A 14,686-nucleotide genomic window follows, 5' to 3' on the forward strand; every position below is an offset into this window, starting at 1 on the left:
TGCAACTACTCCTGATCAGGATTGCGTAAATAATAGCCTACACCACGTCGGGTTACAATCCACATTGGATTACTTGGACTCTCCTCAATTTTTTCACGAAGTCTTCGTACTGTTACATCAACGGTACGTACGTCTCCAAAATAATCATAGCCCCAAACGGTTTCAAGTAAATGTTCCCGTGTCATTACTTGTCCAATATGACGTGCCAGATAATGCAATAATTCAAATTCACGATGGGTTAATTCAATTTGAACACCATTTCTTGATACAACATAAGCATCCGGGTGTACAGTAAGTGAACCGATGACAATATCTTTTGTTGTCTTAACCGTATCGTCAGGTACCTGCTGTCTGCGCAAATTAGCCTTTACCCTTGCAATCAATTCCCGATTACTAAAAGGTTTCGTAACATAGTCATCCGCACCAAGTTCAAGTCCCAATACCTTATCAATTTCCGTATCCTTTGCTGTCAGCATGATAATTGGCATTGTTTGTGTTTTCCTTACCTCACGACACACTTCATTTCCGTCTTTGTTTGGTAACATAATATCCAATAAAATTAAATCAGGGTTTTCACTTTCGGCAAGCTCAATAGCTTCATCACCATCGTTCGCTACAACCACCTGATAACCTTCTTTTTCTAAGTTGAATTTCAATATATCTGCAATTGGCTGTTCATCATCCACTACTAAAATCTTCTGACTCATCATTGCCACATCCTTTTTCATAATTAAAAGCATATCTATAGTTGAACGGTTTTCGTTATTTAAAATACCTCTTGTCTATTTTATCGTATTTTACATGAAATGTCTTGGATCACCAGCTTTTTCCTTCATTTTACCGGAAAAGCCTGTAGTTTTAAGATGAAAAAAGACCAACCCGGCCGAGTCAGTCTTTTCCCCCTATTATAAATAGTCCATAGGATTTTTCAATGCACCATTTTTATAAACTTCAAAATGTAAATGAATTCCTGTTGAGTTACCAGTCGAACCCATCACTCCTAATTTGCTGCCTTTTTCAACTGTTTGTCCAACCTTTACACTAATGGATGATAAATGAGCATAAATTGTTTTCATTCCATTGTTATGGTTGATTACTACTTTATTTCCAAAACTGCCATCACGTCCTGCAGATACAACTACTCCATTATCCGCAGCCTTTATCGTACGGTCGCTTGGACGGGCAATATCAATACCTTTATGCATTCTTCCCCAGCGTTGACCGACATGGCTGGAAATGTAACCACCAACAGCTGGCCAGGACAAGTCACCTGTACCACGGGAAGAAACTACTTTTGTACCCTTTATTACAACTTTATCAACCACTTCTTTTGTAATATTTTCATTCAGGGTTTCTTTCGCAGTTTGTTTTCCGTTTATTTTTTCTATAGCATAATGTACTTCTTTTTTACCGTCGTGTCCTTCTTGTTTTATCTTTTCGTCACCTTTATACAGGTCATCTGATTCAATTACTTCTGTTTCATATTCAATGGTTTCTTCCACCATTTTTTCTTCTTTTACAATAACATCAACAAATGGCTTGTATTCCGTGATATTAATTTCCTGGTCGATTTGTAATAGAGAATCTTCATTTAGGGATGGGTTTAATTCCAATAACTTCTTTGTTGATAAATCATACTTGCTGGCAATATTCCCTAATACTTCCCCTTTTTTTACTTTATGTACTTTTTCCTCCAACGTACCTTTTTTGAGCATTTTAACACCCTGTTTCACGGTTAAAACATGCTTTGGCTCTGCTTTTACTTCGGAAATAGATACATCTTCAGATAGGACTACATCTTGTATAATTGTTTTTCCAACCTCTGGTGCTTTATCTTTAGACTTATCTTCTGCTGAAAGCTCTTTTGAACTGTTTTGTTTATTCTTTGCTTCATTTAGATGTTCTATTATTTTCTCATCCACATAGTTTGCTTTGTATGCTTTCAGTACTTTATCAGCTGTTTCCTGACTGTCAAAAAAGCCAACCGTATTTCCGGCAATGGTCAGTTCGACAGCATTTACCATAACAGATAGCTCTTCTTTCAATAGATCTGCTACCTTCGTATTATTGAATTTAGGATTGAAAACTTTCTCAGAAACATAGCTTACTTCTTCGCCAATAGTTATCGATAAGTTTTCATGGTTTTCTTCACCCTCAACAACTTTGGCATCAATGACCTGTTGTCCAACTTCTTTATTATCAATCTTACCAACATGCTCGCCATCTATATATACATGATAAACGGTTTCAAGCTTGCCTTCCTCTGCATATACGGTTGTAAATGTAAGTGACATTGCCAGACAAGTTGTAATTACTATCTTTATAAATAGATTATTTTTCTTTCTCGTATTTCTTTCTCGTTTTTTCCACCCTGTATTCAATTTCTTCGTTCCTCCCAGTTCTGTTACCTATCATTCTATGTAAATTTATAGTAGTTTTTTGTAAAATAACAAAGACTTTCTCATGATCCTCTAATAATTTACCATAGTAATTTATCTTATGGAATAGTATTTCGAGTACTGTAAAGAAATTGTATAAAAACTAACATTTTTTTACTTTTTTCTACATACATCATAGGCTAGGAAAAAACTATGTCGAACTGACGGATATTATTGAATTTTAGGGAGGTAATTTCTTTGAATGAGGAAAGTTATACCGCTTGGGTGCAAAACACAAAGAAACCTTTAGAAACAAAAAAACAGCCCCTAAACTAAAAGGCTGCTTTTGTATTTTTAAACTGGAACTGGTGGTATATCACTTTCCTGATAACGATGATCCAGGTCTACGAATTTATTATATTCCTTCACAAATGCCAACTCCACATTACCAACTGGACCATTACGCTGTTTGGAAATAATGATTTCTATAATGTTCTGTTTTTCTGATTCTGAATCATAATAATCATCACGATATAAGAATCCAACAATATCAGCATCCTGCTCAATACTTCCGGATTCACGTAAGTCGGACATCATTGGACGCTTGTCCTGTCTGGATTCAACTCCACGGGATAGCTGTGATAAAGCAATTAATGGTACGTTCAGTTCACGTGCCAACCCCTTTAATGAACGTGAGATTTCCGAAACTTCCTGTTGTCTATTTTCACCGGAGTTCGCACTACCTTGGATAAGCTGCAGGTAATCAATTAAAATCATTCCAAGACCGTTTTCCTGTTTTAATCGACGGCATTTTGAGCGAATTTCGCTGACCCGAACGCCAGGGGAATCGTCAATGTAAATACCTGCATTGGAAAGGCTGCCCATTGCCATCGTTAGTTTACTCCAGTCATCTGCCAGCAGCTGACCACTTCGCAAGCGCTGCGAATCGATATTTCCTTCAGCACAAAGCATACGTTGGACAAGCTGATCTGCTCCCATTTCCAGACTGAAAATCGCAACATTTTCATCTGTATTAACTGCGACACTTTGAGCAACATTTAAAGCAAACGCTGTTTTACCTACAGACGGACGTGCAGCGATAATAATTAAATCATTCCTCTGAAAACCTGACGTAATCCGGTCCAAATCGCGAAAACCTGACGGAATACCAGTAACATCCCCGTCCAGATGATGAAGCTGCTCAATTTTATCATAAACATCGATTAACACATCTTTAATCGATTTAAATGCTCCGGAGTTTTTACGCCCGGAGACTTCAAGAATATTCTTCTCTGCTTCATTTAATACATCCTCAACTTCATCTTCTCTTTCAAAGCTAGATGTAACAATATCTGTCGCAGAACGTATCAAACGGCGAAGCAAAGCCTTTTCTTCCACTATTTTACTGTAGTATTCAATATTAGCGGCGGTAGGCACACTTTCAGCTAATTCAGAAAGATAAGCAACCCCGCCGACTTCATCGATCTGCTTCAAATTGTGTAAATAAGAAGTTACGGTAACAACATCTATCGGCTCACCCTTATCAGCAAGCTTCATCATGCTTGAAAAAATACGCTGGTGACTTGCCCGGTAAAAGTCCTCTGCCACCAATAATTCAGAGGCAGTCGAAAAGGCTTCCGGTTCTAGAAATATGGCACCTATCACAGATTGCTCTGCTTCAATATTATGTGGCGGTCTACGATCAGTCCATGATTCACTCATCGTCCTGAGGCCCCTCCTTTACCAAAAAAGCATTTCTCGCTAAAATCATTTTACTTCTCAGCAACATGTACTTTAATTGAACCGGAAACTTCCGGGTGCAGCTTAACAGGTACAGTTGTATATCCCAATGCACGAATTGGCTGATCGAGTTCAATTTTTCGTTTATCAATTTTATGGCCATATTCTTTTTCTAGTGCTTCAGCAATTTGTTTACTTGTAATAGAGCCAAACAGGCGTCCACCATCACCAGATTTTGCTTTTAATTCGACAGTAAGATCTGCTAAGGTATCCTTTAAATCGATTGCTTCTTCTTTTTCTTTTTGTTCCAATTGGTCATGTTTTCGCTTTTGGGCATCCAATGCTTTCAGATTTCCTTGTGTCGCTTCTTCCGCAATTTTATTTTTTAATAAATAGTTGCGTGCATACCCATCTGACACATTTTTTACTTCCCCTTTTTTACCCTTACCTTTTACGTCTTTTAGAAAAATTACTTTCATTCCGATTCTCTCCCCTCATAATAATCATCTAGAATATCTTTTAATAAACCTTCTGCATCATCTATTGTAGTATCTTCAATTTGTGTGGCTGCATTTGTTAAATGACCCCCACCATTCATCTTTTCCATAATAACCTGTACATTGACTTCCCCTAGAGAGCGTGCGCTGATTCCAATTCTGCCATCCTCACGTTCAGAAATAACAAATGAAGCTCTAATCCCTGTTAGGGTAAGGAGTGTGTCTGCAGCTTGCGCAATCAATACAGGCCCATAGGTTTGACCAGGCTCAGCCTTGGATATGGCGATGTTGTCATTATAAATCCTGGTTCGTTCAATTAATTTACTTCGTTTCACATAAAGATCAATATCTTCTTTCATAAATTGCTGAACCAACACGGTATCAGCACCCTTGGATCGTAAATAGGAAGCTGCATCAAAAGTTCTTGATCCTGTTCGTAATGTGAAGCTTTTCGTATCGACAATGATGCCTGACAGCAATGCAGTTGCCTCGAGCATTTTTAATTTAAGTCCTTTTGGCTGATATTCCAGCAGCTCTGTAACCAGTTCCGCTGTCGAGGAAGCATATGGTTCCATATATACCAATGTTGGATTGTCGATAAATTCTTCACCACGTCTATGGTGGTCAATGACAACCTTATATTCTGTTTGCTTGAGCAGACTCTCACTTGCAACCATGGAAGGGCGATGTGTATCAACAACAACTACCAGGCTTCTGTCTCCAGTAATTGCTTTCGCTTCCTCCGGATCAATAAAATGCTGCCACAATTCTTCATCTTCCCTAATTGCCTCAACCAGACGGTAAACACCAGTATCCATATCGTCCGGATCAAATACAATATGACCTTCAACATTGTTTGATTTAGCAATATTTAAAATACCTATTGCCGCACCAAGGGAATCCATATCTGGTGATTTATGTCCCATGATAATAACATTATCACTTACCATTACAAGTTCTTTTAAAGCGTGTGAGATTACCCGTGCTCTTACTCTTGTTCGTTTTTCCATCGGGTTTGTTTTTCCACCGTAAAAACGGACTTTACCTTCTTCATCTTTAATGGCTACCTGATCACCTCCACGTCCAAGCGCCAAATCCAGACTCGATTGAGCAAGCTCGCCAAGCACAGGCAGGTCCACATTACCAAGTCCGATCCCAATACTAAGGGTCAGGGGGTTACTCTGCTCCCCGTTTAATTCACGGACTTCATCCAAAATATCAAATTTAACTTTTTCCAGCTGTTGCAAAATTTCCTTTGTCCCAACTGCTAAAAACCGCTCCTGTGAGGTTCGTTTCAAGTAAAGACCATTATTATGTGCCCAATTATTTAACAAAGAGGTCACCTGGGAATTTAATTGACTCTTCAGCGTATCGTCCATGTTTTGAGTGATTTCCTCATAGTTATCTAAAAAGATAATAGCTAAAACAGTTTGTTCATTATGATAAAGGGTCTGTAGTTCCGCTTGCTGTGTTCGATCGAAAAAGTAAAGCAGACGCTCTTCCTTTTTTATTGTTGTCTGAAATTTATATCCATCAATTTCGTACCAAACGTCACTTTTGTTTTCTTTAATCATCGGAATTAGTTCCTCAGATAATATATTCAGTGAATCCCCTACAATTGGATCATCTTCTTTACTAAATCTATTCATATATGGATTTGCCCACTCAATCTTATAATCCTCATTATATAAGACAATACCAAATGGCATTTCCAATAACGCCTCTTCTCCCACCTTTTTAATCCGATGAGATAGCGTAGATATATATTCCTCTGCTTTATTAAGTAGTGTTCTTTCCGTTCGTACACTATAGTAAAAAGAAGCAGCTAAAAATAATGTCATAATGAGTCCCAACACCCATTGGAAATACCATGTTACACCAAGCAAAATAATGGATAACAGATAAATAACCCATAAATGACTGCTAAGTGTTGGCTTTTTTTGTAAATCTGGCATAACATTCAGCTCCTAATTTACCTAACACCAGTTTATTTTTCCTTCTTGGTCATGCGGTCCCTTATTCCAAAACCTATATCAATTATACCTAATATCCGTACTAAATAAAGTAGTAGCATTGGGAAAATTAATGTTACTATCACAATAATGATAGGAAATACTTTCGACATTTTTTTATGATGGGCGTAAAAGAATATAAAGGAAAAGCCCTGAATAGTCATAAGTAGCCCTGTTAAGACAAGAAGGTTATTTATTCCTGTGTAAAAAATACTGGATTGATCTATATCGAAAAACGAAAAAACCAGTGCGAAAAAATATACCCAAACAATCGACGTAGGGAAACGAAGTGTGCGAAAAGGCGGAAATCGATATTTCTTCTTTTCCAAACGGTTTACAACTTTATAACCAATCCATTGACTAATAAAAGCCATCACAAGAGCAATCATTACCAGACCAGCAGGAAATAAATCTTTAAATACTGCTATCTGCCCCTGCCAGGCTTCCTTCAATTCATCTGTTTGTTCCCCCACACCTATTTCTTCCAAAATAGATGAACTCATTTCCATTGACTCTGTTACCGTTTGTTCAAATTCATCTACCCAGTTTATGTCAAACATAATCTGACTGAATACGAAGACAAATAATAAACCTGCTATAAACCCTAATGTTCCTCTTGCCCAGGTTTCATAGGCAGATGACTTTTGAAACATTGCACTTCCGATCATTATTCCACCAACACCCATCAGTATTGGCAATGAAATGGATAAAACATTAGTGAAAATTGCCGTTAATACTAATACAACAGCAAACATTAATAATGATGGCTTCCAATTATGCCTTGAAGCAAATATAATAAATGGGAGCGGTAGTACAATTACAAATACAGGAATGTAAATACTAACGATTAACAGCATCATAAATATCGCAGTTAATAGTGCTCCATCTGTTAATTTTCTTGATTGATTCATCTCTTGCACCCCATCTGAATAAAACCAGCTTTATATGCTGTTATTTTTATATCCATTATAATATGATAACATGACTTTTAATGAAATGGTTGTCGAAATAAGTAGAAAAAAATATTTCCCGGGGAATATTTTGTAAGTTTTGCGTAAAAGCACCTCTAAATATCTGATTTTAAAATTTGGCAATCAAAATGTCATTATTTCCTCATCCCATTATAGTACGTGTTCAAAAAGGAGGATAAAAAGGACCGAGAAGTTCGAGGCAGCGTAGCTTTGAGCAACGGAACGTATGCAATTAATACGTGAGTAGCGGAAAAGCAAGCTAACGAAGAAATTCGAAGTGTCATTTTTACCGGACTTTTTGAACAACCTCTTATAAGCTTTTTTTTGGTTTTTCCATTATAATTAATTAGATAGACTATAGTTATATAAGGATGAAAAAAATGATTTTCCTGCAAGCATTTGTACATAGTATCAAATTACCCAATAAAAAGGCAATGTTCCAGCTTAATCGGATCGGGATGGATATTACGGTAATCTACATGTTTATTCTTCTATTTCTCGTTTCTATTCCATCATTGATTGACAGATTAACGGCTACCAATGGGCCGGGAACTGAAATGAGTTTATTTTTCCTAATTATTTATTTCTTTATATTTTATTATTTACCATTAAATATTATTGTATTTATAGTGCTTTCCATCATTGCCTATATTGGTTCAGGGATTGCACGGCTAATGCGTCGAAAATTACGCTATTCCATCCTTTGGAAAATGTGTGCATATACGACCACCATCCCATGTTTGTTATATACGGTGATCGCTTTGCTTTTCCCTGTAAGTGATACATTGCTATGGATATTCCTGATTTATACATTTGTATTATTAGTATGGGTCATATCCATCTATCCAAAACGTAAAATACGTTCATAGTGCTACTGCGCATTAATGAATATACTTTGATAACACAATACAAGGAGATTTTTTATGAGATTTATCCTGCCATTTCTTATGATTTTACTTTTTACAGTAGGTTGTTCAAATGAACCTATTGAAAAATCTGAGGAAAAAGAAGAACTATTCATTTCAGCAGCAACCAGTTTGACTGATGTAATGACAGACATTGTTGATACATATAAAGAAGATAATCCCAATACTCAGGTCACTTTAAATTTTGGTGGATCCGGAAAGCTTGCACAACAAATTCAGCAGGGAGCACCAGTCGATATATTTCTATCTGCAGATCAAAAATGGATGGACACACTCGAAAACCAGGAATTATTAGCAGCTGACACAAGAAGTAACTTTGCAAAAAACAAGCTGGTGATCATCAGTCAAAAAGACAGTCTCATTTCAATTAAAACACTTGAGGATTTACAACACAAGGAGATCGGCCAAATTGCAATTGGTAATCCGGATAGCGTCCCAGCCGGAAACTATGCGAAAGAAGCTCTACAGCATAGTAATCTTTGGGAAGGCCTGACAGACCAATTTGTCTATGCAAAGGACGTGCGTCAGGTACTTACCTATGTCGAATCAGGCAACACTGCTATTGGTTTTGTTTATGCAACAGATATTCTCATGGGTAACAAGGTTGAGCAGTTAGCTGAAATCGATGAAAAGCTGCATAAACCTATTGTATATCCAGCAGCAGTTACCTCAAGCAGTGACAACCCTGTAAGTGCTGAAAAATTCGTTGACTTTCTGCAAAGTAAAACAGCAAAGTCCATATTCGAATCTTATGGATTTAATTAAGAAAAGGCGGGACTGGTGATGAACTATACTCCTTTATTCTTATCATTGAAAATAGCTGGGATTGCCACATGTATTGTTTTTGTACTTGGAGTAATCTTTGCCAGGCTGATCGCACGTAATAATTTCCCGGGAAAACGTATATTGGAAGCAATTCTATTACTGCCTCTTGTATTGCCGCCAACTGTCGTTGGATTCGGACTGTTATATTTGTTTGGAAAAAATGGACCGATCGGAAGTCTTTTGCTGAATTGGTTTGATTACCAGGTTATTTTTACATGGGTAGGCGCAGTTATTGCTGCAATTGTTGTTTCTTTTCCATTAATGTACCAAAGTGCTCAAGCATCCTTTCAAAATTATGATCGCAATATTGAAAATGCAGCATTTACGATGGGTGCTTCCAAATTTAAGGTATTTTGGACAATCTCCTTCCCACTTGCATGGCCGGGTTTGTTAGCTGGTTTAGTCTTAACCTTTGCCCGTGCTTTAGGTGAATTTGGTGCAACTTTAATGATAGCCGGTTACATACCGAACCAAACAGAGACTATTCCCCTGGCAATTTATTTTGCTGTGGAATCAGGGAATACGGATGCAGCAGTGTTTTGGGTTGTAAGTATTATTGCAATTGGATTTAGTGCGATTCTCTGGCTTAACTGGTGGAGCGGAAAGAATATTTTGAAGTTTACTAGTGACAAATGATTGGGGCAATGACAAATGCTATCAGTAGATTTGAAGAAAAAGCTAAAAAACTTTTCACTTGAAGCAACGTTTGATGTCAGTAACGAAATTATCGTATTGTTCGGCCCATCTGGTGCTGGTAAAACAACCATTTTAAATAGCATTGCAGGACTAACACATCCGGATAATGGCTATATCAAGCTAAACAATCATTCTCTTTTTCAAATTAATGAAAAGCCGCTTCCTATTCAAAAAAGAAATATCGGCTATTTATTTCAGGACTATGCATTATTCCCACATATGACGGTTAAAAAAAACATTAATTATGGGATGAAGGATGAATCTTTGGTTAATGAATTGGTTAGCGTTGTTGGCATCGGACATATACTGGATAGCTACCCCCATCAAATTTCAGGAGGGGAAAAACAACGTGTTGCACTTGTCCGCGCGCTGGCAACGCGTCCGGGGGCCCTACTACTTGATGAGCCCTTTTCTGCATTAGATGAAGAAACACGTAAAGAATGTCAGAATGAATTACTAAGATTACATAAGCTGTGGAAAATACCCGTAATTATGGTTACTCATGACTATAAGGAAGCAGAAAAAGTTGGGGATAGAATTATAAGGATAGAAAAAGGAAAATTGCTGGAAAATTAATTATTATTTGGAAGGGAATTGTCAGCCAATTCCCATGCATTAGTAAGGATAAATCATTAATGAATTAACGAGAGATATTAGAAAACTTGGCGTTCGTTAAAGGGATTCTTAAAAGCGTATTTTGCTTTTTTTAGAAACCCTTATACTCTGGAGTGCAAGCCTTAATGGCGAAAGCACAAAGCCTGCACTTATACTGATATCCTAAAAAGCTATACCTGCCTATCAGTGCAAAAAAAGCCTCTAAATCCAGCACGATGCTTGATTTAGAGGCTCTCTTATTATTCTGATACGAACGGCAATAATGCCATTGTACGTGAGCGTTTGATTGCTCTTGTTAGTTTACGTTGGTATTTTGCAGAAGTTCCTGTTACACGACGTGGAAGAATTTTTCCGCGTTCTGAAATGAAACGTCTTAGCAAATCAACATCTTTATAGTCAATGTGTGTAATTCCGTTCGCTGTGAAGTAACACACTTTACGACGCTTAGCGCGTCCGCGACGAGCTGCCATTAATAACCCTCCTTTTAAATTCTAGAATGGTAAATCATCGTCTGATATATCGATAGGCTCTCCATTATTTTTAAATGGATCCTCTTGATTTTGATTCGGGTTTTGTTGATTTTGTTGGTTCGGATTTTGCTGAAACTGATTTTGATTTTGATTTTGATTTTGATTTTGATTTTGGTTTTGATTTTGGTTCTGATTTCTGTTTTGCTGGAATCCTGATGACTGTTGTCCTCCCTGAGAGGATCCTTTTGATTCTAAAAATTGTACACTGTCTGCAACGACTTCTGTAACAAAAACAGTTTTGCCATCCTGACCTTCAAATGTACGAGTTTGCACACGGCCGTCAACACCGATCATACTACCTTTTTTCATGTAGTTTGCAAGGTTTTCAGCCGGTCTGCGCCAAACAACACAGTTAATAAAATCAGCTTCACGTTCACCCTGCTGATTAGAAAAAGGGCGATTAACCGCAATTGTAAAATTAGCTACTGCTGTCCCATTTGCTGTATAACGTAAATCAGGATCCTTCGTTAACCTGCCTACAAGTACGACACGATTTAACATCAGAACCACTCCTTATAATAGATCTTATTGATCATCTTCTCGAACAGCCATATGACGAATAATATCATCTGAGAACTTAGCAAGGCGGTCAAATTCATTTACTGAATTTTCATCACCGCTGAAGTTAATCAGTACATAATATCCATCACGATAGTCATTGATTTCATAAGCAAGACGTTTCTTGCCTTTTTCATCAACTTTTTCAATCTCCGCCCCGTTATCAGTTAAAATTTTGTTGAAACGCTCAACTAAAGCTGTTTGAGCTTCATCTTCAATGTCCGGGCGGATGATATACATGATTTCGTATTTTCTCATCCGTTACACCTCCTTTTGGTCTTAGCGGCTCTATTTGGTTAATAGAGCAAGGAGTAATCTAAAGTTACATTACTCACAATAGTGTATTATACCAAATCTTATTTTAAATAACAAGCCTTCGAGAGATCCTTTTTTACGTTCTTTTGCTAAATGGGTACAGCTTAATTCTTAAACATTAAACCGGAAATGTATAACATCACCGTCTTTTACAATATATTCCTTACCTTCCAAACGAACTCTGCCTTTTTCTCTTGCCCCTGCCATTGCTCCTGCTTCTACGAGATCGTCATAGGAAACAGTTTCTGCACGGATAAAGCCTCTTTCAAAATCTGTATGAATAATTCCTGCTGCCTGTGGTGCCTTTATCCCTTTACGGAATGTCCATGCACGCACTTCCTGTTCACCTGCTGTGAAATAAGTTGCCAGGCCCAGTAAGTTATAAGACGCCTTTATAAGCTTATCAAGACCTGATTCATTGATACTAAGCTCTTCGAGGAACATTTCCTTTTCCTCTTGATCCAGCTCAGCTATTTCTTCTTCAATTTTTGCACAAACTACAATAACTTCTGCATTTTCATTTGCTGCATACTCTCTTACCTTTAGTACATTTTCATTCGAATCAGGGTCCGCTATTTCTTCTTCACTCACATTAGCTACATATAATGTTGGCTTGCTTGTCAATAAATGAAGGCCTTTAACTATTTTCAATTGCTCTTCTGTATAGTCTAAAGCTCGTGCCGGTTTTTCTTCTTCAAGGCCATTCTTTATTTTTGCCAGTACATCGTATTCGGCGATAGCTGCTTTATCTTTTTGTTTTACCAGTTTTTCAACCCGTGTGAAACGTTTTTCAACTGTTTCCAAATCAGCTAAAATCAGCTCAAGATTAATGATTTCTATATCATCAATTGGATCGATTTTGCCGGATACATGTGTGATGTTTTCATCAACAAAACAACGAACAACCTGACAAATTGCATCTACCTGGCGAATGTGAGATAGGAATTGATTACCAAGCCCCTCTCCTTTACTTGCACCTTTCACAATACCTGCAATATCTGTAAACTCAAATGCTGTCGGCACTGTTTTTTTCGGTTTTACTAATTCTGTTAATTTATTTAAGCGATTATCGGGTACTTCCACAATCCCTACATTGGGGTCAATCGTAGCAAATGGGTAATTTGCTGCTTCTGCTCCTGCTTGTGTGATTGCATTAAAAAGCGTAGATTTTCCTACATTGGGAAGTCCGACAATTCCTGCTGTCAAGGCCATACAACTTTCAACTCCTTAAGGATTTCCATTCATGAACGCGTAATCTAATTATAGATACATAAAAATAAAAACACAAGCAGGTAAAAAGCAAAAATAGGCAACCGAAGTATACCTATTTTTGCTTCTCACCCTATTATTTTATCTTTTTCTATTTAATACTGTCTCTATTTTACTATTTTAATAGCAGTATAGTCAATTTTAACTAATTTTAAATCTTTTTTATGCTTCCCCTTTTTCCAGGACCTTTTTCATCTTTTTTGTGAAATCTCTGCGGGGGATCATGACACTGTGATCACAACCTAAGCACTTTATTCGGATATCCATTCCCATACGTATAATCTTCCAGCGGTTTTCCCCACATGGATGTGGCTTTTTCATCTGCACTACATCATTCAATCCAAACTCTTTTTCTGCCATTTGGTGTGCTCCTTTTTTCATCCATTATACCTAAAAATTATTGATTACGCTCTACCCCACGCTGCAGGAGTTCCTCTTTCTGATCACTTGAATACATTACGAGGCGTGGTGATGGGATTTCAATTCCTGATTTATATAATTTATCCTGGGTTTCTTTGCGGATCGCACGCTCCCCTGCCCACTGGAAGACTGGTTGTGTTTCCGCAATTACACGGATTACATAATGTGAAACGTCTAGAACTTGCACCCCATGAATGGTTGGTGTACTCACAAAGAAATCATATTTTTCCGGTAGACCAACAACTACTTCTTCGATAATCTTTTCGGCATCCGTAATATCACTTTCATATGGAATATTAATATCTACTACTGATAAACCATTAGTAACAGAGTAATTTGTCACCTGTGTCACATTCCCATTAGGCAATACATTCATTTCTCCTGTCCAGCTTTGGACTTTGGTTGTACGAAGACCAATCTCTTCTACTGTCCCTTCAACCCCTGATACCAGTACATAATCACCTACAGAAAATTGATCTTCAAAAATGATAAAGAACCCTGAAATAATATCCCGGACTAAGTTTTGTGCACCAAAACCAATAGCAAGACCAGCAACACCAGCACCAGCTAACAGGGGTCCAATTTCAAAACCTAATACATTGTCTAAAATCATTATAAAAGCTATAAAGTAAACAACATATGCGATCACACTTTTGATTAATTTTTTTAGCGTGTTTTCCCGTCGTTCCGTAATCCGAATAGGACCCTTTGATCTGCTTTTAAATAGTCGATCTATTAGATTCCTGCTAACTTTTACGATCGTAATTGCTAAAACTGCTATAATAATTATTTGTAAAATCCCTGTTCCAATTGTTATCCAAAGCTCTGGCCCAGTAATATAATTCCAAAGTGATTCGAATTGTTTATTGAATGTGTCCATTTCAAAACCTCCGTGTCGTATGCTGTGATAATTGTGTGTTCGTAATATAAATAG

Annotated in this window: 16 protein-coding genes; 4 read left to right on the plus strand and 12 right to left on the minus strand. The window is 37.3% G+C overall.

Annotated features, from left to right (window positions below):
- Positions 1-5 precede the first annotated feature (5 nt).
- The 6 genes from yycF to CIL05_RS16195 all read right to left on the minus strand — a co-directional run bounded on the left by yycF (position 6) and on the right by CIL05_RS16195 (position 7,538).
- Entirely contained in the window at positions 6-707 is a 702-nt protein-coding gene (gene yycF, locus CIL05_RS16170) for a response regulator YycF (RefSeq protein WP_095656707.1), read from the minus strand.
- A gap of 198 nt (positions 708-905) precedes the next feature.
- The gene (locus CIL05_RS16175; protein WP_240510222.1) at positions 906-2,381 is read right to left on the minus strand and encodes a M23 family metallopeptidase; all 1,476 of its coding nucleotides are present in this window, start codon (positions 2,379-2,381) and stop codon (positions 906-908) included.
- Between the two features lie 351 nt (positions 2,382-2,732).
- Positions 2,733-4,100, minus strand: a complete 1,368-nt coding sequence (gene dnaB, locus CIL05_RS16180; RefSeq protein WP_095656581.1) for a replicative DNA helicase — start codon at positions 4,098-4,100, stop codon at positions 2,733-2,735.
- Between the two features lie 50 nt (positions 4,101-4,150).
- A complete protein-coding gene (gene rplI, locus CIL05_RS16185) occupies positions 4,151-4,597 on the minus strand; it encodes a 50S ribosomal protein L9 (protein ID WP_095656582.1) in 447 nt (148 codons plus the stop codon).
- On the minus strand, positions 4,594-6,570 hold the full coding sequence (locus CIL05_RS16190) for a DHH family phosphoesterase (RefSeq protein ID WP_095656583.1): 1,977 nt from the start codon (positions 6,568-6,570) through the stop codon (positions 4,594-4,596). Before CIL05_RS16190 ends, rplI begins: the two co-directional genes overlap by 4 nt.
- A 32-nt stretch (positions 6,571-6,602) precedes the next feature.
- Positions 6,603-7,538, minus strand: coding sequence for a YybS family protein (locus CIL05_RS16195; RefSeq protein ID WP_095656584.1), 936 nt, complete (start codon positions 7,536-7,538; stop codon positions 6,603-6,605).
- 440 nt (positions 7,539-7,978) lie between these two features.
- Here CIL05_RS16195 and CIL05_RS16200 point away from each other — a divergent pair, with 440 nt between their 5' ends.
- The 4 genes from CIL05_RS16200 to CIL05_RS16215 are packed head-to-tail and all read left to right on the plus strand — an operon-like array spanning position 7,979 to position 10,621.
- Positions 7,979-8,467 (plus strand): DUF1189 family protein, encoded by a 489-nt coding sequence (locus CIL05_RS16200; protein ID WP_095656585.1) that lies wholly within the window; start codon positions 7,979-7,981, stop codon positions 8,465-8,467.
- A gap of 54 nt (positions 8,468-8,521) precedes the next feature.
- Complete coding sequence (gene modA, locus CIL05_RS16205) at positions 8,522-9,289, plus strand: molybdate ABC transporter substrate-binding protein (RefSeq protein WP_095656586.1); 768 nt, start codon at positions 8,522-8,524, stop codon at positions 9,287-9,289.
- A gap of 18 nt (positions 9,290-9,307) precedes the next feature.
- The gene (gene modB / locus CIL05_RS16210) at positions 9,308-9,985 is read left to right on the plus strand and encodes a molybdate ABC transporter permease subunit (protein WP_095656587.1); all 678 of its coding nucleotides are present in this window, start codon (positions 9,308-9,310) and stop codon (positions 9,983-9,985) included.
- A gap of 15 nt (positions 9,986-10,000) precedes the next feature.
- Complete coding sequence (locus tag CIL05_RS16215) at positions 10,001-10,621, plus strand: ATP-binding cassette domain-containing protein (protein ID WP_095656588.1); 621 nt, start codon at positions 10,001-10,003, stop codon at positions 10,619-10,621.
- Positions 10,622-10,899: 278 nt separating this feature from the next.
- Here the strand turns inward: CIL05_RS16215 and rpsR are convergent, their stop codons facing one another.
- The 6 genes from rpsR to CIL05_RS16245 all read right to left on the minus strand — a co-directional run bounded on the left by rpsR (position 10,900) and on the right by CIL05_RS16245 (position 14,632).
- Positions 10,900-11,130 (minus strand): 30S ribosomal protein S18, encoded by a 231-nt coding sequence (gene rpsR, locus CIL05_RS16220; RefSeq protein ID WP_095656589.1) that lies wholly within the window; start codon positions 11,128-11,130, stop codon positions 10,900-10,902.
- A gap of 21 nt (positions 11,131-11,151) precedes the next feature.
- Positions 11,152-11,691 carry a single-stranded DNA-binding protein gene (gene ssb / locus CIL05_RS16225; RefSeq protein ID WP_095656590.1) on the minus strand — a complete coding sequence of 180 codons (540 nt, stop codon included), beginning with the start codon at positions 11,689-11,691 and terminating at the stop codon, positions 11,152-11,154.
- 24 nt (positions 11,692-11,715) lie between these two features.
- A complete protein-coding gene (rpsF, locus tag CIL05_RS16230; protein ID WP_095656591.1) occupies positions 11,716-12,006 on the minus strand; it encodes a 30S ribosomal protein S6 in 291 nt (96 codons plus the stop codon).
- A gap of 168 nt (positions 12,007-12,174) precedes the next feature.
- Positions 12,175-13,275 (minus strand): redox-regulated ATPase YchF, encoded by a 1,101-nt coding sequence (gene ychF, locus CIL05_RS16235; protein WP_095656592.1) that lies wholly within the window; start codon positions 13,273-13,275, stop codon positions 12,175-12,177.
- A gap of 219 nt (positions 13,276-13,494) precedes the next feature.
- Entirely contained in the window at positions 13,495-13,692 is a 198-nt protein-coding gene (locus CIL05_RS16240) for a DUF951 domain-containing protein (RefSeq protein ID WP_095656593.1), read from the minus strand.
- 37 nt (positions 13,693-13,729) lie between these two features.
- On the minus strand, positions 13,730-14,632 hold the full coding sequence (locus CIL05_RS16245; RefSeq protein ID WP_095656594.1) for a mechanosensitive ion channel family protein: 903 nt from the start codon (positions 14,630-14,632) through the stop codon (positions 13,730-13,732).
- Positions 14,633-14,686 lie beyond the last annotated feature (54 nt).

Origin of the sequence: Virgibacillus profundi (assembly GCF_002287375.1) — a bacterium.
GTDB classification, from domain to species: Bacteria; Bacillota; Bacilli; order Bacillales; family Amphibacillaceae; genus Virgibacillus_K; species Virgibacillus_K profundi.